The organism is Isoptericola sp. Y581 (genome assembly GCF_059445475.1).
Map to the genome: position 1 here is coordinate 77,559 of NZ_JCAIUK010000005.1, position 21,765 is coordinate 99,323.

Consider the following 21,765-nt stretch of genomic DNA (forward strand, 5'->3'; position numbering starts at 1 on the left):
GTAGTTCCAAATCGCGCGAGGTAGTTCGAAATTCCGCGAGGTAGTTCGAGACCGGCCGAGGTAGCCCACTACCTCGCGCAGATTCGCACTACCTCGCCGGGTCTGGAACTACCTCGCGGATTTTCGCACTACCTCGACGGGTCCTCACGGAGGAGGACGACGTCGGTCGCCTCGAGGTGCAGCTGCTCCCCTACCACGACGGCGCGACCGGTGAGCAGGTCGGTCCCGGACGCGTGGGCGACGACGTCGACGGGGCCGGTGCCGGATCCCGTGCCGGAGCCGCGTGACGGCCGGGGCGCCGGCGTAGAACTCCGACCCGTAGGTGCCGACGACGTCCGCCCCCTGTGGCACGAGGACCTCGAAGACGAGCGAGGCGTCCGACCGGGTCTCGACGGGCGCGGCGATCTCGACAGGCTCGACCAGCGTGACGGGGTTGGTGGCCCTCGGCGCAGCGGCGGCGCCTCACCACCCGCGCGATCCCCTACGTCGTCATCGACGCCGACGGCGAACCGCCGGACGTGCCCACCGTGGGCTCCGACAACTGGAACGGCGGCCTCGTCGCCGCCCGGCACCTGCTCGACCTGGGGCACCGACGCATCGCCGCGATCTCCGGGCCGGGCGACATGCTGTGCAGCCGGGCCCGCGTGGACGGCTACCGCACCGCGCTCGAGGACGCCGGCGTCGCCTTCGACCCTGCGCTCGTCCGGTCGGGGAACTTCGAGGTGCAGTCGGGGTACCGCTCCGGCAGCGTGCTCCTCGACCTGCCCGAGGCCCCGACGGCCGTCTTCGCCGGCTCCGACATGCAGGCGATCGGCCTGCTGCGCGCCGCCCAGGAGCGCGGGATCTCTGTGCCGCGCGACCTGTCCGTCGTCGGCTACGACGACCTGCCCCTCGCGACCTGGACCTCCCCGGCCCTGACCACCGTGCGTCGGCCCCTGCTGGAGATGGCCATCACCGCCACCACCATGCTCCTCGACCTCGCACGCGGCCACGTGCCGATGGTGCGACGCGTCAACCTCTCCACCGAGCTCGTCCTGCGCGAGTCCACCGCTCCCCCGTTCGCCGGTTGAGCCTGTCGAAACCAGCGAACGGGTTTCGACAGGCTCAACCAGCGAACCACTGCTGTCGTCAGCGCTGGACGCGGGCGCTGCCCCCGCCGGCGAGCTTGGCGACCTCGGCGAGGGTCGCCGTCGTCGTGTCACCCGGCGTGGTCATGGCCAGCGCGCCGTGCGCGGCGCCGTACTCGACGGCTTCCTGCAGCGACCCGAGCTCCATGAGGCCGTAGACCAGTCCGGACGCGAACGAGTCGCCGCCGCCGACGCGGTCGAAGATCTCCAGGTCGGCGCGGTGCGTGGCCTCGACGAAGCCCTCGGCGCGCGACCAGGCGATCGCGCCCCAGTCGTTGCGCGACGCAGAGCGCACGCCGCGCAGCGTCGTCGCGATGGCCTGGAAGTTCGGGTAGGCCTCGGCGGCCGTACCGATCATGGCCCGGAAGGCGCCGGTGTCGAGGTCGGTGAGGTTCTCGTCCACGCCCTCGACCTCGAAGCCGAGGGAGGCGGTGAAGTCCTCCTCGTTGCCGATCATGACGTCGACGTGCTGCGCCAGGCGGCGGTTGACCTCGCGCGCCCGCTCGACGCCGCCGATGCCCTTCCACAGCGACGGCCGGTAGTTGAGGTCGTACGACACGACCGTGCCGTGCCGGCGCGCGGCCGACATCGCGGCCTCGGCGACGTCGGCGGCTGACTCGGACAGCGCCGCGAAGATGCCGCCGGTGTGCAGCCAGCGCACGCCGGAGCCGAAGAGCGCGTCCCAGTCGACGTCCTCGGGCCGCATCTGCGAGATCGCGGTGTTGCCGCGGTCGCTGACACCGACGGCCCCGCGCACGCCGAAGCCGCGCTCGGTGAAGTTCAGCCCGTTGCGCACCGACCGGCCGATGCCGTCGTACTCGCGCCACCGCACCCACGACGTGTCGAGCCCGCCGGTGAGCATGAAGTCCTCGACGAGGCGGCCCACCTCGTTGTCGGCGAGCGCGGTGACGATCGCGCCGCGCAGGCCGAACGCGCGGCGCAGGCCCCGGGCCACGTTGTACTCGCCGCCGCCCTCCCAGACGTCGAACGAGCGGGTGGTGCGCACGCGGCGGTCGCCCGGGTCGAGGCGGAGCATGACCTCGCCGAGCGCGACGACGTCGTACCGGCACTCGGCGGCGGGGCGGGTGGTGATCGAGGGGTTGGTCATGTCGGTCACTTCTCCTTCGACGTGGGGGCGGCCAGGGCGACGGCCTCGGCGGTGCGGCGGGTGACCTCGGCCCAGTCCCCGGCGGCGACGAGCGACTTCTCGACCATCCACGAGCCGCCGACGGCGAGCACCGGGGCCAGGTCGAGGTACTCCCGCAGGTTCGCGGCGCCCACGCCGCCGGTCGGCACGAAGCGCAGGCCGGGGAACGGCGCGGAGAAGGCCTTGATCGCGGCCGGGCCACCGACCACGGACGCCGGGAAGAGCTTCACGACGTCGAGGCCCAGGTCCAGGGCCGCCATGATCTCGCTGGGCGTCGCGACGCCGGGCAGGATCGGCACCCCGTGGGACTGGGCCCGGCGCACGACGGCCTCGGACAGCCCCGGGGAGACGATGTAGCGCGCGCCGGCGTCGACGACGGCGTCGACCTGCGCGACGGTGGTGACGGTGCCCGCGCCCACGACGACGTCGGGCTGGGCGCTCGCGACCGCCCGGATGGCGTCGATCCCGCCCGCGGTGCGCAGGGTGATCTCGGCAACGGGGAGACCGCCGGCGACGAGGGCCTCGGCGAGACGCGCGCCCTGGTCGGCGCCGTCGACCACGACGACAGGGACGAGGCGCCGAGCGCCGAGCGCGGCGACGACGTCGCCGGAGGCGGCCTGGGTCGGGGTGTCGGGGGAAGACATTCGAGCTCCGTTTCGCTATGGTGAACGCCTGTTGTTCACTACGGAACACCATAGCGGACAGGACCAGACCATGGACGGGACACCGATGACCAACCCGAGCCCGCTCGGCAGCGTGGACAAGGCTCTGCTCACGCTCGACGCGCTCGCGCGCGCCGGGGCCGGCGGCGTCGCGCTGGCCGACCTCGCCGCCGAGGTCGGCGCCAACAAGTCGACCCTGCACCGCACGCTCTCCGCGCTGCGGCACCGCGGCTACGCGGACCAGACGCCCGACGGCGCGTACCGCCTCGGCCCCGCCGTGCTGTCCCTGGGCGCCGCCTACCTCGCCGAGGACAACCTGCCCGGCCTGCTACGCCCCGCGCTCGAGGCGCTGTGCGCGGAGGTGGACGAGCTCGTGCACCTCGGCACCCTCGCCGGCCAGGAGGTCGTCTACCTCGACAAGGTGGAACCGAAGCGCCCGCTGCGCGTGTGGTCGGCGGTCGGGCGACGCTTCCCGGCCGCGACGACGGCGCTCGGGCGCGCGGTGCTCGCGGCGGGCCCCGACGACGAGCCCGGCGTCGACGGCGACCCCTCCCTGCGAGCGGCCCTCGCCGAGGCGCGCGAGCTCGGGTACGCCGCCGAGACGGAGGAGAACGAGCCCGGCATCGCGTGCGTGGCCGTCGCGCTGCTGCGCGCGGACCGGCCGGTCGCCGCCGTGAGCATCACCGCCCCGGTCGAGCGCATGACGGGCACCGCGCGCGCCGAGCGGGTCGCCGCGCTGCGCGACGTCCTCCCGCGCTTCCTCCCGTCCGGGCTAAGCCTGCCGCCTCGCGGCTGAATCATCCGACGTATCTCCAGGTTGGGGCCAGACCTGGAGTGTGGCTCACCATTGGTCATCGCTATCCTCGCGTCGGATACCGATACATCCGATCACTCTGCCGTTCGACAGGAGCCCACACCGCCGTGCCCCCTCTCGCCTCGACCGTCTGGTCGCCCCCGCTCTCTCCCGTCGTGCCCGGCGGCCTCGCCCGCTCGCGCGTGGGCATCGCGGGCATCTCGATCGAGTCCTCCACCTTCTCGCCGCACGTGAGCGGCTGGGAGGCCTTCACGCTGCGGCGCGGGGACGAGCTGCGGGCCCGCTACCCGTTCCTCGACGTCGGCACACCCCGCGGAGACGCCGCCGAGTGGGTGCCGTTCGTGCACGGCCGGTCCCTGCCCGGCGGCGCCGTCGACCCCGACGTGTACCGGGCGATGCGCGACGAGATCGTCGAGCGCATCCGGGCCGAGGTCGCCGCCCGCGGCCCCCTCGACGGGCTGTTCCTCGACATCCACGGTGCGATGAGCGTGGTCGGCACGACCGACGCCGAGGGCGACCTGGCCGCCGCGGTGCGCGCGGCCCTCGGCCCCGACACGCTCGTCTCCGCGTCGATGGACCTGCACGGCAACGTCTCCGCCACGCTGTCGCGCGCCGTCGACCTCATCACCTGCTACCGGATGGCGCCGCACGAGGACGCGGCGAACACTCGCGAGCGGGCCGTGCATCACCTGCTCGAGCGCCTGCGGGGGCCGCACGGCGCCGACCCGGCGGCGCGCCGCCCGTGGCAGGCGTGGGTCCAGGTGCCGGTGCTGCTGCCCGGCGAGAAGACGAGCACCCGGCTCGAGCCTGCAACGAGCCTCTACGACCGCCTCCCGGGCGTCGAGGCCCTGGACGGCGTCGTCGACGCCTCGATCTGGATCGGGTACGCCTGGGCCGACGAGCCCCGCTGCCAGGCCGCCGTCGTCGTCACGGGCGACGACCCCGACCTGATCGCGGACCAGGCCCACACGCTGGCCCGGGCGTTCTGGGACGCACGCGACGGCTTCGAGTTCGTCGCGCCGACGGGCACGTTCGAGGAGTGCCTCGACCTCGCGCTCGCGCGCCGGGCCGACGCCCCGCGGCCCTTCGTCGTCTCCGACTCCGGGGACAACCCGACCGCGGGCGGCGCCGGCGACGTCTCCTGGTCGCTCGGCGAGCTGCTCGACGACCCCCGCTTCGCCGAGCCCGGCGGACCCGTCGTGCTGCACGCGTCGGTCTTCGACCCGGCCGCCGTCGCTGCCGCCGTCCGGGCCGGCGTCGGGGGCCGGGTCGACGCCGAGGTGGGCGGCCGCGTCGACGGGCGCGCCCGCGGCCCGGTCCGCCTGGAGGGAGAGGTCTTCTCGATCACGCCCGGCGACACCGACGCCGGGACGGTGGTCGTGGTGCGCCGCGGCGGCGTGCACGCCATCGTCACCGAGCGCCGCAAGCCGTACCACCACCTGCACGACTTCACGCGCCTCGGCCTGGACCCCCACCGCGCGGACGTCGTCGTGGTGAAGATCGGCTACCTCGAGCCCGAGCTCTACGACCTCGCCGCCGACTGGCGGCTCGCGCTCACGCCCGGCGGCGTCGACCAGGACCTGCCGCGCCTGGGTCACCACCGGATCGAGCGGCCCATGTACCCGTTCGACCAGGGCATGGCCGACCCCGATCTGCGCCCCGTGCTGCGCCGCCGCGGCGAGGCCGAGTGGCAGGCCTGAGCAGCAGGCGTCAGCGACAAGCCCGACCGCCAGCACCTTTCCGACGACCTTTCCGACGATCGAGGAGCCGACCGTGCTGAGCGTCGAGAGGCGCACCGGGCCCGACCTGGGCGCCGACGCCCCCGCCTACCCCGACGCGCAGGTGGTCGACGACGTCCTCGACGTCGCGTTCGACCTCCTGGTGGCGCAGGCGCGCGCGGTCTGACCGGCGGCCGTCCGGCCGGCGGCTGCCGTCGGTCGAGCCTGTCGAGACCACGTGCACGTAGCCTGCTGCCGTGACCCGCACCCCCGCACCGCTCGTCCTGCTCGACCTCGACGGCACGCTCACCGACTCCGCGCCCGGCATCGTGGCGGGCATCCGGCACGCGTACGGCGCGCTCGGGCTGCCCGTGCCCGACGACGCGACGCTGCGCACGTTCGTCGGCCCGCCCATCACCGACTCGTTCGCCGCCCACGGGGTGCCCGCCGAGCGGGTCGCGGACGCGGTGCGCGCGTATCGCGACGTGTTCGCGGCCGGCGGCATGTACGACAACCGGGTGTTCGACGGCGTCCCGGAGGCGCTGCGCGCGCTGCGGGCGGCGGGGTGCACGCTCGCCGTCGCGACGTCCAAGCCCGAGGTCTACGCGCGCCCCATCTGCGACCGCTTCGGGCTCACGGAGCTGGTCGACGGCGTCTTCGGCGCCCCGCTCGACGAGGGCACGTCCACCAAGGCGGACGTCATCGCCAAGGCCTTGGCCACGCTGGGGCGCACCTCCCCGGCGGACCCCGCCGAGGGGCCGGCGCTCATGGTGGGCGACCGCGAGCACGACGTGCACGGCGCCGCCGACCACCGCATCGGCTGCCTCGGCGTCACGTGGGGGTACGCCGCGCCCGGCGAGCTGGAGCGGGCCGGCGCCCTCGCGCTGGTCGACGACGTCGCCGACCTGGCCGACGCCGTGCTCGGCGTGACGACGGCATGAGCCCCATGGCGGTCACCAGCGGTTGTGGACCTCCTCAGCCCAGCCGGTGAGGCCGGAGAACTCGACCGGCTCGCCGCCCGGCGGCGCGAAGGTCCCGGACCAGTGGCCGAAGCACTGGTCGGTGGCCGAGGACAGGACCCCGAGGTTCGTGCGCGAGACCTTGTCGTAGTACGCCTCGAACGTCGCGTCGAGCCCGCCGCCACTGACCCGCCACGGGCGCCGCCACTCGGCGAGGTCGTAGTCCCAGGTCAGCGCCTGCGGGATGTGGTGCAACCGCCCGTCGACGACGACGGCGTTCTCCGTGGAGCCCGTGCCGTCGGTCCAGCGGCCGCCGACCTGGAGCCCGACGGTGCGCCCGCCGGACCGACCCGAGCCCGCGCCCCAGTTCCACCGGACGTCGTACGGCCACCGGCCACGCCCGTGGTCCAGCACCGCCCACGATTCCCCTGCTTCGAGCTCGTGCGTCACCCCCGCCGTCGTGACCGTGCCCCGCGCCGGCCGGGCGACGTCCTTGACGGTGTACTGGAACCGCGTGTCGCTCCACGGCACCACCACGGCGAGCCGCTCGTGGCCCTCGGGCAGCTCGGCGACGACGTCGAGCGCCGCGTCGGCGGTCCGGGCCCGCAGCCGCGTCCCGCCGGCCACCTCGTCGATCGCGACGTCCAGTCCCCGCGCCCGGGCGCGGACCGGGCCGGCCCCGAGCGTCCCGGGCAGGCGGACGCCGCGCGCCGGGATCACTGTCGCGGCGGCGCCGAAGCTCTCCTCGGTCGCCCGGTCCAGGACCCAGACCTCGTGCACGGCGGCGTAGTCGATCGACGAGACGGTGACCGCGAGCAGGTGCGTCGGCGTGACGACGCCCCAGTATTCCCACCGCTTGTTGCGGCCGAGGAACCGGCGCCCGTCGCGGGCGATGCCGTCGGTGTCCACCAACGGGCCGCGGGCCCAGCCGACCGCCCGTCGGTCCAGGCGTCCGTCGGGGCGGGTGAGCGGCAGGCGCTCGGTGAGCTCGGGGAGCGTCATGGGGTCCTCTCCTGTGCGCGGGCGGGCGCCGCGGCAGCCCGCAGGCGGTCGTTGATCTGACGCATGGCGTGCTCGGGCACCTTGACCACGCGGCGGTCGTACGTGACGAGGCCGTTCACCTCGTCCTCGACGTCCGAGAGCTGGGTGTACACGGTGGCGGCGAGCCCGCGCCGGATCGCCGGCACGATCTCGCGATCGTGCAGGCGCGCGATCGCGCGGGCCAGCGTGTCCTGCGAGCGGTAGCGGCGGTAGCCGAAGACCTTCGACCCCCACGCGTGCCCCGGCTCCGCCAGGCTGTACCCGCCGTACTCGGTGACCGCCAGCACGCGCTCGTCGCCGCCACGACGCCACCGCCGCGGCACGCGCACGGGCCGGAAGTACACGTGCAGGCTGCGCAGGTCTCCCGCGCCCTGGTCGTGCCATCCGCTGGCGTGGTCGACCGGGCGGGTCGGGTCCAGGCTCCGCACGAGGCCGGCCACCCGCGCGGCGTCGAACTGCCCCCACCCCTCGTTGAACGGCACCCAGAGCGCGATCGACGGGACGTCGCGCAGGTGCTCGATCATCTCGCGCAGCTCGGTCTCGAACTGCTCGCGGCCCCGGGCCGACGCACGCCCGAACCGGCGGTACCGGCCGTCGTCGAGGGCCGGGGCGCCGAGCACCGGCGCGGTGACGACCAACGGGTGGTACCGGCCGCCCCCGTTGACGGCGTCCTGCCAGACGAGCATGCCGAGCCGGTCGCAGTGGTGGTACCAGCGCAGCGGCTCGACCTTGATGTGCTTGCGCAGCATGGTGAAGCCGCTGCGGCGTGCGAGGAGGACGTCGAACTCCAGCGCCTCGTCGGTGGGTGCGGTGTACCCGCCGTCGGGCCAGTACCCCTGGTCGAGCAGCCCGACGGGCAGGTAAGGCTCGCCGTTGAGCAGCAGCCGCGGGTCGCCCGCCGCGTCCCGCCCGACGCCGAACGACCGCATCGCGACGTAGCTGGTGACCCGGTCGTCCCCGAGCGTCACCTCGACGTCGTACAGGAACGGGTCCTCGGGGCTCCACGGCCGCACGGGGCCCGCGAGCGCGACGCGCGCCGGCGCGCCCACGGGCAGCGCGGCCGTCGCGACGACGGCGCCGCCCGCACGCACGACGACGTCCGCCGTCGCACCCGGTGCTGCGTGCTCGCCGGCCACCGTCACCTCGACCGCGCCGGCGTCGAGGTCCGGGACGAGCCGGAGCCGGTCGACGGCGACCCGGGGCACGAGCTCCAGCCACACCGTCTGCCAGATGCCGGACTGCGGCGTGTACCAGATGCCGCCGCGCCTGCTCGACTGCTTGCCGCGGGCGAGCCACGCGGTGTCGGTGACGTCACGCACGGCCACGGTGATCTCGTGGCCGCGGAGCTCGTGGTCGGGTTGGTCGGCGTCCGGCCCCACGGCAGCGGTGACATCCAGCGTGAACGGCAGGTAGCCGCCGGTGTGGCCCCCCACCTCCACACCGTCGACGGCGACCCGGCACGACTGGTCGACCGCCCCGAAGTGCAGCAGCGCCCGCTGGCCCGGCGCCAGCGCGCGCGGCAGGGCGAAGCTGCGCCGGTACCAGAGGGACTGGTCCGGTCGCAGCGTGCGCCCGACCCCGGACAACGGGGTCTCCGGGGAGAACGGCACGACGATCCGACCGTCCCAGTCGCGCGGCGCATCGAGCGGGTCGGCGACGGCGCACGGGTCGGCGGCCGTGACCGGGTCCGCGGACGGGGCCGCGAACGGCGTCATCGCGTACTGCCACTGCCCGTTGAGGTTGAGCCAGTCCGGGCGCACCAGCTGGGGCCGCGGGTACTGGGGCAGCGGCGCGCCCGGGTCCACGGCGTCGGTCCACGGCGTGGTGAGCGGGGTCATCGCGGCACCTCCTGGCCTGTCTCTTGGCCTGCCTCCCGGTGTGCCGGCCGGCGCAGGAGCGCGACCGGCACGACGACGAGCACGGCCACGACCGCGGCCGCCGGGAAGATCCACGGCGTCGGCACCTGCTTGACCACGCCGAGGTCGACGTACGTCTCGTTCGCCCCCACGATGACCGACGCCCCGATGAACGGGCCGAGGACCATCGGGACCGCGACCATGGCGATCATCCGCAGGCCCTGCACCATGCCGACCCGGTCGGCGGGGGTCTCGTCGCGCACGCTCGCGGCGAGCGCGGCCGTCGACAACATGAACCCGCTCATCATGACGATGCCGGCGCCGATGACGGCCCCGGTCCCCCGGGCGACGAACATCCCGAGCAGCCCGACGACGAGTACCGCCACCGCGGGCAGGATCATGCGCTCCTTGCCCACCCGGTCGATGACCCGGCCGCCCAGCACGCTCACCACGGAGGCCGTCACCAGCACCGCGGCGAGCAGGAACGCGTACCCGTCGATCCGCAGGTACCGCTGGATGTAGATGATCAGGTACGGCAGGAACACCTGCGTGCTGGTCCCGACCGCAGCCCACGCGGCCAGCAGCAGGTAGAGGCGCGGGTGGCTGCGCATCGTGCCTGGCCGCAGGCCGTGGACCAGCGAGGCGAGATAGCCGTCCGTAGGCGGCCGGACCGCGGCCGGCTCACGCACGAGGAGCTGCGCGAGCACTCCGACCACGGCCGTGACGCCGCCGACGACGCCGAAGAACAGCTCCCAGTGCCCCGCCCGCGTCAGCCCGTCGAGCGCGCCGAACACGAGCAGCATCGCCACCAGGGGCATGATCGCCAGGACGCCGTCGACCCGTCCTCGGTTGGCGGGGGTGGTCGAGTCCGTGACCCAGGCGCTGAACGCCGCGTCGTTCGCCCCGGAACCGAAGACCGACATGGCGCAGTCCAGGACGACGATCGCCACGACGGCCGCGCCGACGGTGGAAACGACCTGCGCGCCGGCGGCGGGAGAGACGAGCCCGAAGGCGGCGGTGGTGGCGCCCCACAGCACGTACCCGACGGCGATGAAGGGCCGCCGTCGCGCGACCCGGTCGGACCAGGCGCCGACGAGGAAGGTGGCGACCGTCGCCGCGACCGCGGAGCTGGCGACCAGGACGGCCAGGACGTTCGGGTCGGTGGTGATCGTGTCGTAGACGAAGACGTTGAGATACATGTTCTCGACGGTCCAGGCGAGCTGGCCGACAAGGCCCACCACCACGACGGTGATCCAGGTCCGCGCTCCGAGCGGGTCGGTGCGGGTCCGCACCCCGGGGACGGCGCGGGTCGGTGTCGTCATCGGCTTCCTTGCTGACGTCGGGCGGGTCGGGCTGGCCTGATCCTAGGGCCCCGTGGCAACGCCCCCGACTTGACCGGCCCGTGCCGCCTCCGCGTCGGACACGCGCCTCGGCACGGCGAAGGCCCCGGACCCTGTGAGGGGGTCCGGGGCCTTCGTCACCGCCGGTCGACGCCAGGTTTCGACCCTTCGACGAGCGAAGGACGGCGCCGGCTCAACCAGCGGGTGCGGTCACTCCGCGCCGGCCTGCATCTGGCCGGTCGGGGGCAGGTCGTGCACCGACACGCCGGTCGGGGCGTCGAGCGCCGCGCTCGCGCCGACCGAGACCGGCCCGCGCTCGTGCTCGCCCTTGTCCACCCCGCGGAAGGTGAACTCCCCGAGGAGGCCCTCCCCCTCGCCGTCGACCAGCACCAGCTGGCCGGCCTGGAGCTCGCCGAACAGGATCTTCTCGGACAGCGAGTCCTCGATCTCCCGCTGGATCGCACGCTTGAGCGGGCGGGCACCCAGCACGGGGTCGTAACCCTTCTCCGCGAGCAGCGACTTGGCGGCGGGCGTGAGCTCGATGCCCATGTCCCGGTCGCGCATGCGCTTGTCCAGCTTCGCGATCTCCAGGTCGACGATCTCGATGATCTCGTCCTGGGAGAGCTGCGGGAAGACCACCACGTCGTCGACGCGGTTGAGGAACTCAGGCCGGAAGTGCTGCTTGAGCTCGTCGTTGACCTTCGCCTTCATGCGCTCGTACGACGTCACCAGGTCGCCGCCGGCGTTGAAGCCGGTCTGCAGACCCTTGGCGATGTCCCGCGTGCCGAGGTTCGTGGTCATGATGATCACGGTGTTCTTGAAGTCCACCACGCGGCCCTGCGAGTCGGTCAGACGACCGTCCTCGAGCACCTGCAGCAGCGAGTTGAAGATGTCGGCGTGCGCCTTCTCGACCTCGTCGAACAGGACCACCGAGAACGGCTTGCGCCGCACCTTCTCCGTGAGCTGGCCACCCTCGTCGTAACCGACGTACCCGGGGGGCGAGCCGAACAGCCGCGAGACCGTGTGCTTCTCCGAGAACTCGGACATGTCGAGCTGGATCAGCGCGTCCTCGTCCCCGAAGAGGAACTCGGCGAGCGCCTTGGCCAGCTCCGTCTTCCCGACGCCCGTGGGGCCGGCGAAGATGAACGAGCCACCGGGGCGCTTCGGGTCCTTGAGCCCGGCGCGCGTGCGGCGGATCGCCTGGGACAGCGCCTTGATGGCGGTCTCCTGGCCGACGACCCGCTTGTGCAGCTCGTCCTCCATGTGCAGGAGCTTGCTGGACTCCTCCTCGGTGAGCTTGACCACCGGGATACCGGTGGACATGGCCAGCACCTCAGCGATCAGCTCGTCGTCGACCTCCGCGACGGAGTCGAGGTCGCCCGACTTCCAGGCCTTCTCCTTGTCGGCCCGCTGGGCGGTGAGCTGCTTCTCCTTGTCCCGCAGCCCGGCAGCCTTCTCGAAGTCCTGCTCGTCGATCGCCGATTCCTTGTCGCGACGCGCCTCGGCGATCTCCTCGTCCAGCGCCTTGAGCTCCGGCGGGGCCGTCATCCGGCGGATGCGCAGGCGCGCGCCCGCCTCGTCGATGAGGTCGATGGCCTTGTCCGGCAGGAACCGGTCGTTGATGTACCGGTCGGCGAGCTGGGCGGCCGAGACGAGCGCGGAGTCCGTGATGGACACGCGGTGGTGCGCCTCGTAGCGGTCGCGCAGGCCCTTGAGGATCTCGATGGCCTGTTCGAGGGACGGCTCGTTGACCTGGATCGGCTGGAAGCGGCGCTCCAGGGCGGCGTCCTTCTCGACGTACTTGCGGTACTCGTCGAGCGTGGTGGCACCGATGGTCTGCAGCTCGCCCCGAGCCAGCATGGGCTTCAGGATGGAAGCTGCGTCGATGGCGCCCTCGGCGGCACCCGCACCCACCAGGGTGTGGATCTCGTCGATGAACAGGATGATGTCGCCCCGCGTGCGGATCTCCTTGAGCACCTTCTTCAGGCGCTCCTCGAAGTCACCGCGGTAGCGCGAGCCCGCCACGAGCGCGCCGAGGTCCAGCGTGTAGAGCTGCTTGTCCTTGAGCGTCTCGGGCACGTCGCCGCGCACGATGTCCTGCGCGAGGCCCTCGACGACGGCCGTCTTGCCGACGCCGGGCTCACCGATGAGGACGGGGTTGTTCTTGGTGCGGCGGGACAGCACCTGCATGACCCGCTCGATCTCCTGGCTGCGCCCGATGACCGGGTCGAGCTTGCCCTCGCGTGCGGCCTGGGTGAGGTTGCGGCCGAACTGGTCGAGGACGGCGGAGCCGGACGGCTGCCCCTCCTGCGGACCGCCGGCGGCCACGGGCTCCTTGCCCTGGTAGCCGCTCAGCAGCTGGATGACCTGCTGGCGCACCTTGTTCAGGTCGGCGCCCATCTTGGTGAGCACCTGCGCGGCGACACCCTCGCCCTCGCGGATGAGGCCGAGCAGGATGTGCTCGGTGCCGATGTAGTTGTGGCCGAGCTGCAGCGCCTCGCGCAGCGACAGCTCCAGCACCTTCTTGGCGCGCGGCGTGAACGGGATGTGTCCGCTCGGCGCCTGCTGGCCCTCACCGATGATCTCGGTGACCTGGGTGCGGACGCCGTCGAGCGAGATCCCCAGCGACTCAAGGGCCTTCGCGGCGACGCCCTCACCCTCGTGGATGAGGCCGAGCAGGATGTGCTCGGTGCCGATGTAGTTGTGGTTGAGCATCCTCGCTTCTTCTTGGGCAAGGACGACCACCCGACGGGCTCGGTCGGTGAATCTCTCGAACATATGCTGCTCCCTCACGAGCGGCGTTACCTGCACCCCGTCGGAAATGACGGCGGCAGCCTGACCGCTACGACTCTATGCGCTCACAACAGGCCGACACCCCCCGGTAAGCCCATGTTCGCCAGGGGCGTGACGGCGTGCCGGATTGCCACCGGTGCCCGGCACGTCCAGTCTCGGAGCAAGGGGCACCACAGAGGGGGTACCGATGGACGAGATCGAGCAGCCGACGGACGACCTCAGCAACGACGAGGCCCGCCTGGCCCGTTTCTCGGGCGTGGTCGGCGAGGTGAACGACCCGCTGATCTGGGGTCTGGACCTCGAGGACGAGACGCTCACGGGCCTCGCCGACGAGCACGACCCCACGTGCGAGCGGTTCGTGCGGTCCTACCGATGTTTCACGGGCGAGGCGCTCGAGGTCGAGACCCTACGCACGGCCGTGCCGGACGACGACGTCGAGGACGTGGTGCGCGCCGCGTGCAGCGGCGCACTCGCCGCTCCCCTGCACGCCGACATCGCGGCACCCGTCGAGCCCGAGCCGATCGACGCCGACGCCCCCGACGCCCCCGACGCCCCCGACGCCCCTGCCCACGGGCCCACGGTCGGGGGTTCGCCCGACTTCGCCGACGGCTTCCAGGACTACCGCAGCGCGATGCAGGCCCTCGTAGCCCGGGTCGACGAGGCCCCGCTCAGCGAGGGCACCTTCGTGGTGGACGGCGACGAGCTGCCGAGCGTGCGGGTCACGGCCCGGGAGACCTGCGCGGTCTACGTCCCGGTGGCCGGCCGTGCCCTCGTGGTCACCGGCCCGGCGGACCTCGTGGACGAGGTGGACGTCGTCACCCATCCCGTCCGCACGCTGCTCCCGGCACCCGGGCGCACCGGCGACGACGGAGGCGCTGCGCCGCCACCGCAGGAGCAGCAGGGCGGGGCCGGGCAGGCGCCCGACCCGAGCGACGACGGGGGGCGGTGACCGATGCACGGAGTCGTCGTCGGTGTGAACGGCGCGTCCGAGGCCGACGAGGCCCTCGACTGGGCGATCGGGGAGGCCGCCTCGCGGCGGGTGCCGCTCACGATGGTCATGGTGGCGCCGGGCAGCGCGCGCGACGCCGACCGCACCGCCCTCGAGCCCGTCCTCGCGCCGATCCGCGAGCAGGCCGGGGAGCTGCTGGAGGCCGCGCTCTCGCGCACGGGCGCCGGCGCGGACGTCGACGCCCGCGCGCACGTCGAACCCGGCCCCGCAGCCGACGCGCTGCTGCACGTGGGCGGCGACGCGGACATGCTGGTGCTGGGCCGGCGCCGGCGGGGCCGCTTCGGGCGGCGCATCCTCGGCTCCGTCTCGACGACGGTCGTGGAGCACGCCGGCGTGCCGGTCACGGTGGTGCGGCACGCCGACGCCGTCGAGGAACCGGAGGCGGAGCCCGGCCGGTCCCCCGGTACCGACAAGACCGGTACCGACAAGACCGGTACCGACAAGACCGGTACCGACAAGACCGGTGCCGACGCAACCGGTGCCGACGCGACCGGTGCCGACGGGTCGGGCACCGACGTCGACCCCACGCTGCCGCGCCTCGTGGTCGGCGTGGACACGTCCACCGCGAGCGTGGCGGCGTTGCGCCACGCGGGCGAGGTGGCGCACCGCACCGGCGCCGTCCTGGAGGCCGTGTTCGCGTGGCAGATCACGACGCTCGCCCCGCTGCCCGGCTCGTGGGGCTGGGCGCCGCCGATCGACGACTACGAGAACTTCGCCAGGGAGTCGCTCGCCGACGCGGTCACGACCGCCGGGGTGGGCCTCCCGGCGGACCGGCTGCGCGAGCGCGTGGTGCACGGCCAGGCTGCCAAGCAGCTCGTCCTCGCCGCCGTCGGGGCCGGCCGCCTCGTGGTCGGGGCGCGCGGGCTAGGCGGCTTCGACCGGCTGCTCCTCGGGTCGGTGAGCCGGCAGGTGCTCGACTTCGCCCCCTGCCCCGTCACCGTCGTCCGCGCCTGACCGCATCGTTGTGGGCGCGATATCGAGGACTATCCGAGGTCGGATAGTCCCCGATATCGCGCCCACAACAGCATCAGGCGAGCGCCTGGGCGAGGTCCGCGAGCAGGTCGGCGGCGTCCTCGATCCCTACCGAGAGGCGGACGAGGTCGTCGGGCACCTCGAGCGACGTGCCCGCGACCGAGCCGTGCGTCATGCGGCCGGGGTGCTCCACGAGCGACTCGACCCCGCCGAGCGACTCGGCGAGCGTGAAGACCTGCGTCCGCGCGCACACGTCGAGCGCCGTGGCCTCGCTGCCGGTGCGGAACGACACCATGCCGCCGAACCCGGTCATCTGGCGCGCCGCGAGCTCGTGCCCGGGATGGGACGCGAGGCCCGGGTAGATCACCTCGGTCACGGCGGGGTGCTGCTCGAGGAACTCCGCGACCGCGGCCGCGTTCGCCTGATGGCGGTCCATGCGCACGGCGAGGGTCTTGAGCCCGCGCAGCGTGAGCCACGCGTCGAACGGCCCTGCGATGGCTCCGGACGCGTTCTGGTGGAAGCCGACGGCGCCCGCAAGGTCGGTGCCGCCCGCGGGAGACTCGAGGCCGCCCGGGAGCTGGGCGCCCGCCGCGACGACGAGGGCTCCCCCGACGACGTCGCTGTGCCCGCCGATGTACTTCGTCGTCGAGTGCACGACGACGTCCGCCCCGAGCGCGAGCGGCTGCTGCAGGTACGGGGTCGCGAAGGTGTTGTCGACGACGAGGAGCGCGCCCGCGTCGCGCGCGACGCCCGCGAGCACGGCGATGTCGCTGACCCCGAGCAGCGGGTTGGTCGGCGTCTCGACCCAGACGGCCCTCGTCTCGGGCCGCACGGCCGCGCGGACCGCCTCGACGTCGGTGAGGTCCACCGGGGTGTGCTCGACGCCCCACGGGCCGAACACCCGGGCGATCAGGCGGTACGTGCCGCCGTACGCGTCGTCGGGCACGATCACGTGGTCGCCCGGGCGCAGCACCGCGCGCAGCAGCGTGTCCTCCGCGGCCAGCCCCGACGCGAACGCGAACGCGGACCCGCCCGACTCGGCCGCGGCGAGCGCCTCCTCGAGCGCGGTGCGCGTGGGGTTGGCCGAGCGCGAGTACTCGTACCCGCCGCGCAGGCCGCCCACGCCGTCCTGCTTGTACGTGGAGACCTGGTGGATCGCCGGGACCACCGCGCCCGTCGTCGGGTCAGGGTCCTGGCCGGCGTGGATCGCCCGGGTGGAGAAGCCGGTCGTCGTCCAGTCGGGGTGCTCGCTGCCGTGGTCGCTGCTCGGTGTGGTCACCCGGCCAGGGTACGCACGACCCCGCTCAACGGCCCGCGACGAACCCCAGCAGGTCGTGCCGCGTCAGGACGCCCACGGGGTCGCCGCCCTCGACGACCAGGAGCGCGTCGTCGTCGGCCAGCGCGGCCCGCACCGCCTCGACGCCCTCGCCGGCGCCGATGAGCGGGAAGGGCGCCTGCATGTGCGCGTCCACGCGGTGGGCGAGCGACGCGCGGCCGGAGAACACGGCGTCGAGCAGCGTGCGCTCGCTCACGGCGCCGGCGACCTCGCCGCTCTTCACCGGAGGCTCCGCGCCGACGACCGGCATCTGCGAGACGCCGTACTCGCGCAGGATCTCGATCGCGTCGCGCACGGTCTCGCTCGGGTGGGTGTGCACGAGGTCGGGCAGGCGCCCGTCCTTCGCCCGCAGGATGTCGCCCGCGGTCACGCCCTCTTCGTCGGGCAGGAAGCCGTACGACCGCATCCACGTGTCGGAGAAGATCTTCGAGAGGTAGCCCCGGCCCCCGTCGGGCAGCAGCACCACGATCACCGCACGGGCCGCGGCATCGGCGTCCTCGTCCTCGAGCCGGCGCGCGAGCCGCAGCGCGGCCTCGACCGCCATGCCGCACGACCCGCCCACGAGCAGGCCCTCCTCGCGCGCGAGGCGGCGGGTCATGGCGAACGAGTCCGCGTCGGTGACGGGGATGACCTCGTCGGGGACCCGTGGGTCGTAGGCCCCCGGCCAGAAGTCCTCGCCGACACCCTCGACGAGGTACGGGCGCCCGTCCCCGCCGGAGTAGACCGAGCCCGCCGGGTCCGCCCCGACGATGCGTACGCGACCGCCCTCGGCCGCCGCGCGGTCGGTCGAGACCTCCTTGAGGTAGCGGCCCGTCCCCGTGATCGTTCCGCCCGTGCCGACGCCCGCGACGAAGTGCGTCACGCGCGCGTCGGTGTCCGCCCACACCTCGGGGCCGGTGGACTCGTAGTGCGACAGCGGGCCGTTCGGGTTGGCGTACTGGTTCGGCTTCCACGCGCCCGGGATCTCGGTGGCCAGGCGGTCGGAGACCGAGTAGTAGGAGTCGGGGTGGTCGGGCGGGACGGCGGTGGGCGTCACGACGACGCGCGCCCCGTACGCCCGGAGCACGTCGCGCTTGTCCTCGCTCACCTTGTCGGGGCACACGAACACGCAGTCGTAGCCCTTGCGCTGCGCGACGAGCGCGAGGCCGACGCCGGTGTTGCCCGACGTGGGCTCGACGATCGTGCCGCCCGGCCGCAGCTCGCCCGAGGCCTCCGCGGCCTCGACCAACTTCAGCGCGATGCGGTCCTTGACGGAGCCGCCGGGGTTCATGTACTCGACCTTGGCGAGGATCGTCGCGCTCAGGCCTTCCGTGACACGGGACAGCCGGACCAGCGGGGTGCCGCCGACCAGCTCGGAGATGTGCTCTGCGTACCTCATGCCCTGATCATGCCCCCCGACGCCGCGCGCGTCGCCGTTTCGCGGGAACCTCGTCGCGGCCGCCTCGTCGTCGGCGAGCGCTCACCACCGGTCGCGCGGCGACCCACGGAACGCGAACACCAGCACGCGCACGGCGAGCACGGTGCCGACGAACGCGAGGGTGGCCCCGAGCACCGTGAACAGCGACAGGTCCGTCGCCAGCATCGGGCCGCCCTGGGCCACCAGCAGCACCACGGAGCCCACGACGGCGCCCACCGCGAGGAGCCCCGTGATCCCCTGCTGCACCAGGCCGGCGAGGAACGCGCGGTCCGCAGGGTCGGCGAACGCGCGCACCGTGACCGTGAAGCGTCCCTGCTCCAGGTCGCTGACGAGCCGGGTTACCCGGCGCGGCAGCCGCTCCAGCTCCGGCGCGAATCCCAGCAGCTGCTGCGTCACCTTGCGGCGCACGCCCCCCGGTGTCACCAGCCGCGACAGCAGTGGCCGCCCCTGGTCGCGGGCGGCGGCGACGAGGTCGTAGCCCGGGCTCAGCAGGTCGAGCGTGCCCTGGAGCGTAGCGAACGTGCGGAACGCCGCCGCCACCTGCGGCGGCACCGCCATGCCCGCCGCCGTGACCATCGGGACCAGCTTGGCGAACGCCGCGCCCGCGTCCGCCCCCGCACGGAAGCGCAGCAGGAGCTGCCCCACCTCCCGCTCGAGGCGCCGCACGTCCAGGCCCGGGGGCGGGTCGAGCAGCTCGAGGAGGGCGTCCGTCGCGGCGATCGCGTCGTCGCCGTCGACCGCGAGGAGCAGCGCGCCGAGGGCGATGCGCTCGGGCTCGCCCAGGCGCCCGACGGACCCCATGTCGAGCAGGCCGAGACCGCCCTCGGCCGTGACGAGCACGTTGCCTGGGTGCAGGTCGGCGTGGAAGGTGCCGGCCACGAGCAGCTGGTCGACCGCGGCGCGCAGCATCCGGTCCGCGAGCTCCGACCGGGTCGCGGAGTCGAAACCGGACAGGAGGTCCTGCGCCTGGCCCACCGGCGTCCCGTCCAGGCGCTCCTGCACCAGCAGCGTGTCGCTCGACGGCCCCTCCACGACCTCCGGCACCACGACCAACGGTCCCGACGACCTGCCGTCGCGCGTCACAACGTCCAGAGCCGCGCGCAGCGCCCGCGTGTTCTCCGCCTCGACGCCGTAGTCGAGCTCCTCGCGCAGGGAGGCCGCGAAGCCGTCCGCCAGGGCGATCACGCCGAGGCTGCGCCCCCAGCCCGTGTCCCGCTCGAGGCGGCGGGCCAGCTGGCGCAGGATCGCGAGGTCCACGGCCACCTGCTCGCGCGCCCCGGGCCGCTGCACCTTCACCACGACCTCCCGGCCGTCGAGGAGCCGGGCGGAGTGCACCTGCCCGACCGACGCGGACGCGATGGGGTCGGGTTCGAAGGCGGCGAAGACCTCGGTCACCGGGCGGCCGAGCGACGCCTCGACGACGCGCTCCACCCGCTCCCACGGCGCGGGCGGCACGTCGCTCTGCAGCGTGGCGAGCGTCTCCGTGATGGCGTCGGGCAGCAGGTCCCGCCGGGTGGAGAGCATCTGACCGAACTTCACGAAGGTGACGCCGGCGTCGCTGAGGGTGTCGCGCAGCGCGACGGCGAGGCGGCGCGTGTCGTGGCGGGACGTCGCCATCCGGTGCGTCTGGTGCGTCCGGCCGAACGCGCCGCCCAGCCCGTGCCGGACGGCGATCGCCACGACCTGCGCGTAGCGCCGCGTCTCGCGCCGCCCCTGCCGCAGCTGCCGGACGGCGCGCCACGGGGTGGGCAGCGTGCCGGTGGGCACCAGCAGCTCGAGCACCAGGAGCGCGCACAGGCCGAGCACGAACGCCCACGCGAAGGCGAGCGCCACCACGACGAGCCCCACCCACGGCGCCACCGTCAGCGTGCCGTCGTCTCCCCACCATCCCGCCGACTGCAGGGCGCCGGCGAGGACGCCCGACGCGCCGGTGATCACGACCAGCGACACGAGCGTCGCCCGGATCCACCCCACGGGCGCGCCCATCACGCGTCGTGACGTCCAGGCGAGCAGCACGATCATCACGGCGGTCGACAGGAACGCGAGGATCCCGCCGACCACGCCGGTCACCGCTGACATGGCGTCTCCATAGCGCCCACTCTCCCGGACACGACCGGCCCACGCCGTGCCGAACGGGCAGTTGCGCTCGTTCTCGGCGTTCAGAACGAGCGCAACGGCATGTTCGGCGTCGGGTGCGGGGGCTTTGTCAGGCGCGCGCGGCCCAGGTGGCGAGGCCGATCGCGACGACGTCCTCGGCGAGCGCGGCAGGCAGGTCTGGCCACCCGCGGCTCGCGACGGCCGACCGCCAGGCCGCTCCCGTCCCGGTGCCGACGGCCCCGCCTACGGCGCCCGCGACCACCGCGACGGCCGTGGATGCCGGCAAGGCGTGGTGCCGGAGCCCGAGGAGCAGGCCGCCGACTGCGCCGCTCACGACCCGCGCCTCGGGCCCGGGCCGGTCGAGCCGGCTCGGCGTGGCCGGCAGCTTGTCGCCGACCAGCTCCCCGGCCACCGCGAGCCCGGCGACCCACCGCGCGGTGGCTGCGGGCCGGCGGAGCCCGTGGTTGGGCAGCCGGTGGGCCGGGGCCGGGCCGACCAGCGGGGCGGCGATCCCGAGCGTGGAACGCGAGCCGGCGGCGAGGCCGAGCGCCAGGGCCCGGAGAGCGAGCGGAGCGGTCATGCGCCCACTCTGGCACCGCCCCGCCCGCACCGCCTTTCCGCCCCCACCCAGGTGCCGAACAGGCGGTTGACACCGTTATCGCGCGTTGTAGGCGCCGATAACGGTGTCAACCGCCTGTTCGGCGATCGGGTGCTGCTGCGCCATGACCTGCGACGACGGGCGAAGGTGTGAGACCCGCACCCGGCGGGCGGGCCCACCGGCCAGACGCAGGGCGGGTCAGTCGGTGACGACCACCAGGCCCAGGCGCTCCGCGAGCGCGATGGCCTGCGCCGGGTCCACGACCGCCCCGTCCAGCCGCGCGTTCAGCGGGTCGACGGCGGACAGGTCGCTGCCCCGCAGCGTGGCCCCGCGCAGGTCGGCGTCGTTGAGCATGGCGCCCGACAGGTCGACGCCCAGCACCGTGGCGCCCGACAGCCGCACCGCCTCGAGGTCCGCCTCGCGCATCCGCACGCCCTCCAGGTGCACGCCCTCGAGCGACGCGCACCGCAGCGACACGAAGGACCAGTCGCCGCGCTCCACCCGCACCAGGTCGAACCGGCAGTCGTCGAACCGCGACCCGACCAGCTTGCACCGCTCGAACGCCGCATCGAAGAGGTTCACCCGGCTGAACGTGCACCCGGTGAACGCGCACTCCGTCCACGCCGAGGCGTTGAGCCGCCCACCTCGGAACGTGCACGCGTCGAAGGTCGCGCCCGTCGCCGTCGCCTCCGTGAGGTCGACGTCCACCAGGTCGACCCGCTCCAGCACCAGCCCCGACAGGTCCCGGCCGTACCAGTCCGCGGCCCGCACGGTGCTCCCCGGCTCGATGTCGCCCGGATCAGTGCTGCCGGGACTGCTGCCGGGATTGGTGCCGGGGCTGCTGCCGGGATTGGTGCCGCCCCGCTCGAAGTCGCTCAT

At 73.8% G+C, this 21,765-nt stretch carries 19 protein-coding genes; 7 read left to right on the forward strand and 12 right to left on the reverse strand.

Annotated elements, in window-relative coordinates; translation table 11 throughout:
* Nucleotides 1-144: 144 nt before the first annotated feature.
* Entirely contained in the window at nucleotides 145-351 is a 207-nt protein-coding gene (locus AC1C2W_RS10810) for a hypothetical protein (RefSeq protein WP_495413096.1), read from the reverse strand.
* Nucleotides 352-476: 125 nt separating this feature from the next.
* Between AC1C2W_RS10810 and AC1C2W_RS10815 the strand changes: the two genes are divergently transcribed.
* Nucleotides 477-1,070: a substrate-binding domain-containing protein gene (locus AC1C2W_RS10815; protein ID WP_495413211.1), complete on the forward strand. Its 594-nt coding sequence runs from the start codon at nucleotides 477-479 to the stop codon at nucleotides 1,068-1,070.
* 58 nt (nucleotides 1,071-1,128) lie between these two features.
* Here the strand turns inward: AC1C2W_RS10815 and AC1C2W_RS10820 are convergent, their stop codons facing one another.
* Both AC1C2W_RS10820 and eda read right to left on the reverse strand, forming a co-directional pair.
* Entirely contained in the window at nucleotides 1,129-2,235 is a 1,107-nt protein-coding gene (locus AC1C2W_RS10820) for a sugar kinase (protein WP_495388869.1), read from the reverse strand.
* A gap of 5 nt (nucleotides 2,236-2,240) precedes the next feature.
* Nucleotides 2,241-2,918: a bifunctional 4-hydroxy-2-oxoglutarate aldolase/2-dehydro-3-deoxy-phosphogluconate aldolase gene (gene eda / locus AC1C2W_RS10825; protein ID WP_495413097.1), complete on the reverse strand. Its 678-nt coding sequence runs from the start codon at nucleotides 2,916-2,918 to the stop codon at nucleotides 2,241-2,243.
* Between the two features lie 70 nt (nucleotides 2,919-2,988).
* Between eda and AC1C2W_RS10830 the strand changes: the two genes are divergently transcribed.
* From AC1C2W_RS10830 to AC1C2W_RS10845, 4 genes are all read left to right on the forward strand, one after another.
* Nucleotides 2,989-3,732, forward strand: coding sequence for an IclR family transcriptional regulator (locus tag AC1C2W_RS10830; protein WP_495388871.1), 744 nt, complete (start codon nucleotides 2,989-2,991; stop codon nucleotides 3,730-3,732).
* A 173-nt stretch (nucleotides 3,733-3,905) separates the two neighbouring features.
* Entirely contained in the window at nucleotides 3,906-5,450 is a 1,545-nt protein-coding gene (locus AC1C2W_RS10835) for a M81 family metallopeptidase (protein ID WP_495413212.1), read from the forward strand.
* 73 nt (nucleotides 5,451-5,523) lie between these two features.
* Nucleotides 5,524-5,655: a hypothetical protein gene (locus AC1C2W_RS10840; protein WP_495388872.1), complete on the forward strand. Its 132-nt coding sequence runs from the start codon at nucleotides 5,524-5,526 to the stop codon at nucleotides 5,653-5,655.
* A gap of 70 nt (nucleotides 5,656-5,725) precedes the next feature.
* Nucleotides 5,726-6,409 carry an HAD hydrolase-like protein gene (locus tag AC1C2W_RS10845; RefSeq protein WP_495413098.1) on the forward strand — a complete coding sequence of 228 codons (684 nt, stop codon included), beginning with the start codon at nucleotides 5,726-5,728 and terminating at the stop codon, nucleotides 6,407-6,409.
* 12 nt (nucleotides 6,410-6,421) lie between these two features.
* Here the strand turns inward: AC1C2W_RS10845 and AC1C2W_RS10850 are convergent, their stop codons facing one another.
* The 4 genes from AC1C2W_RS10850 to AC1C2W_RS10865 form a co-directional block, all read right to left on the reverse strand.
* Nucleotides 6,422-7,429: a DUF2804 domain-containing protein gene (locus AC1C2W_RS10850; RefSeq protein WP_495388874.1), complete on the reverse strand. Its 1,008-nt coding sequence runs from the start codon at nucleotides 7,427-7,429 to the stop codon at nucleotides 6,422-6,424.
* On the reverse strand, nucleotides 7,426-9,306 hold the full coding sequence (locus AC1C2W_RS10855) for a glycoside hydrolase family 2 protein (protein WP_495413099.1): 1,881 nt from the start codon (nucleotides 9,304-9,306) through the stop codon (nucleotides 7,426-7,428). The genes AC1C2W_RS10850 and AC1C2W_RS10855 overlap by 4 nt, the downstream gene beginning before the upstream one ends.
* The gene (locus AC1C2W_RS10860) at nucleotides 9,303-10,646 is read right to left on the reverse strand and encodes an MFS transporter (protein ID WP_495413100.1); all 1,344 of its coding nucleotides are present in this window, start codon (nucleotides 10,644-10,646) and stop codon (nucleotides 9,303-9,305) included. Before AC1C2W_RS10860 ends, AC1C2W_RS10855 begins: the two co-directional genes overlap by 4 nt.
* Nucleotides 10,647-10,874: 228 nt before the next feature.
* Complete coding sequence (locus tag AC1C2W_RS10865) at nucleotides 10,875-13,442, reverse strand: ATP-dependent Clp protease ATP-binding subunit (RefSeq protein ID WP_495388877.1); 2,568 nt, start codon at nucleotides 13,440-13,442, stop codon at nucleotides 10,875-10,877.
* A gap of 202 nt (nucleotides 13,443-13,644) precedes the next feature.
* On the opposite strand from AC1C2W_RS10865, the gene AC1C2W_RS10870 reads away from it, so the two are divergent.
* Together AC1C2W_RS10870 and AC1C2W_RS10875 are read left to right on the forward strand one after the other, a co-directional pair.
* Nucleotides 13,645-14,406, forward strand: a complete 762-nt coding sequence (locus AC1C2W_RS10870) for a hypothetical protein (RefSeq protein ID WP_495413101.1) — start codon at nucleotides 13,645-13,647, stop codon at nucleotides 14,404-14,406.
* A gap of 3 nt (nucleotides 14,407-14,409) precedes the next feature.
* Entirely contained in the window at nucleotides 14,410-15,420 is a 1,011-nt protein-coding gene (locus AC1C2W_RS10875) for a universal stress protein (RefSeq protein WP_495413102.1), read from the forward strand.
* Between the two features lie 73 nt (nucleotides 15,421-15,493).
* Here the strand turns inward: AC1C2W_RS10875 and AC1C2W_RS10880 are convergent, their stop codons facing one another.
* From AC1C2W_RS10880 to AC1C2W_RS10900, 5 genes are all read right to left on the reverse strand, one after another.
* Nucleotides 15,494-16,717, reverse strand: coding sequence for a cystathionine gamma-synthase (locus AC1C2W_RS10880; RefSeq protein ID WP_495413103.1), 1,224 nt, complete (start codon nucleotides 16,715-16,717; stop codon nucleotides 15,494-15,496).
* 25 nt (nucleotides 16,718-16,742) lie between these two features.
* A complete protein-coding gene (locus tag AC1C2W_RS10885; RefSeq protein WP_495388881.1) occupies nucleotides 16,743-18,152 on the reverse strand; it encodes a cystathionine beta-synthase in 1,410 nt (469 codons plus the stop codon).
* An 81-nt stretch (nucleotides 18,153-18,233) separates the two neighbouring features.
* Entirely contained in the window at nucleotides 18,234-20,270 is a 2,037-nt protein-coding gene (locus AC1C2W_RS10890) for an ABC1 kinase family protein (protein ID WP_495413104.1), read from the reverse strand.
* A gap of 127 nt (nucleotides 20,271-20,397) precedes the next feature.
* Nucleotides 20,398-20,868, reverse strand: coding sequence for a hypothetical protein (locus tag AC1C2W_RS10895; protein ID WP_495413105.1), 471 nt, complete (start codon nucleotides 20,866-20,868; stop codon nucleotides 20,398-20,400).
* Nucleotides 20,869-21,084: 216 nt separating this feature from the next.
* Nucleotides 21,085-21,765, reverse strand: coding sequence for a pentapeptide repeat-containing protein (locus AC1C2W_RS10900; RefSeq protein WP_495413106.1), 681 nt, complete (start codon nucleotides 21,763-21,765; stop codon nucleotides 21,085-21,087).

Excerpts from the sequence above, each read along its gene's own strand:
- AC1C2W_RS10830 (WP_495388871.1), top strand. The coding sequence starts at position 2,989 with ATGGACGGGACACCGATGACCAACCCGAGCCCGCTCGGCAGCGTGGAC.
- AC1C2W_RS10820 (WP_495388869.1), bottom strand. The coding sequence starts at position 2,235 with ATGACCAACCCCTCGATCACCACCCGCCCCGCCGCCGAGTGCCGGTAC.
- AC1C2W_RS10870 (WP_495413101.1), top strand. The coding sequence starts at position 13,645 with ATGGACGAGATCGAGCAGCCGACGGACGACCTCAGCAACGACGAGGCC.
- AC1C2W_RS10850 (WP_495388874.1), bottom strand. The coding sequence starts at position 7,429 with ATGACGCTCCCCGAGCTCACCGAGCGCCTGCCGCTCACCCGCCCCGAC.
- AC1C2W_RS10865 (WP_495388877.1), bottom strand. The coding sequence starts at position 13,442 with ATGTTCGAGAGATTCACCGACCGAGCCCGTCGGGTGGTCGTCCTTGCC.
- AC1C2W_RS10875 (WP_495413102.1), top strand. The coding sequence starts at position 14,410 with ATGCACGGAGTCGTCGTCGGTGTGAACGGCGCGTCCGAGGCCGACGAG.
- eda (WP_495413097.1), bottom strand. The coding sequence starts at position 2,918 with ATGTCTTCCCCCGACACCCCGACCCAGGCCGCCTCCGGCGACGTCGTC.
- AC1C2W_RS10855 (WP_495413099.1), bottom strand. The coding sequence starts at position 9,306 with ATGACCCCGCTCACCACGCCGTGGACCGACGCCGTGGACCCGGGCGCG.
- AC1C2W_RS10885 (WP_495388881.1), bottom strand. The coding sequence starts at position 18,152 with ATGAGGTACGCAGAGCACATCTCCGAGCTGGTCGGCGGCACCCCGCTG.
- AC1C2W_RS10895 (WP_495413105.1), bottom strand. The coding sequence starts at position 20,868 with ATGACCGCTCCGCTCGCTCTCCGGGCCCTGGCGCTCGGCCTCGCCGCC.
- AC1C2W_RS10860 (WP_495413100.1), bottom strand. The coding sequence starts at position 10,646 with ATGACGACACCGACCCGCGCCGTCCCCGGGGTGCGGACCCGCACCGAC.
- AC1C2W_RS10900 (WP_495413106.1), bottom strand. The coding sequence starts at position 21,765 with ATGAGCGACTTCGAGCGGGGCGGCACCAATCCCGGCAGCAGCCCCGGC.
- AC1C2W_RS10890 (WP_495413104.1), bottom strand. The coding sequence starts at position 20,270 with ATGTCAGCGGTGACCGGCGTGGTCGGCGGGATCCTCGCGTTCCTGTCG.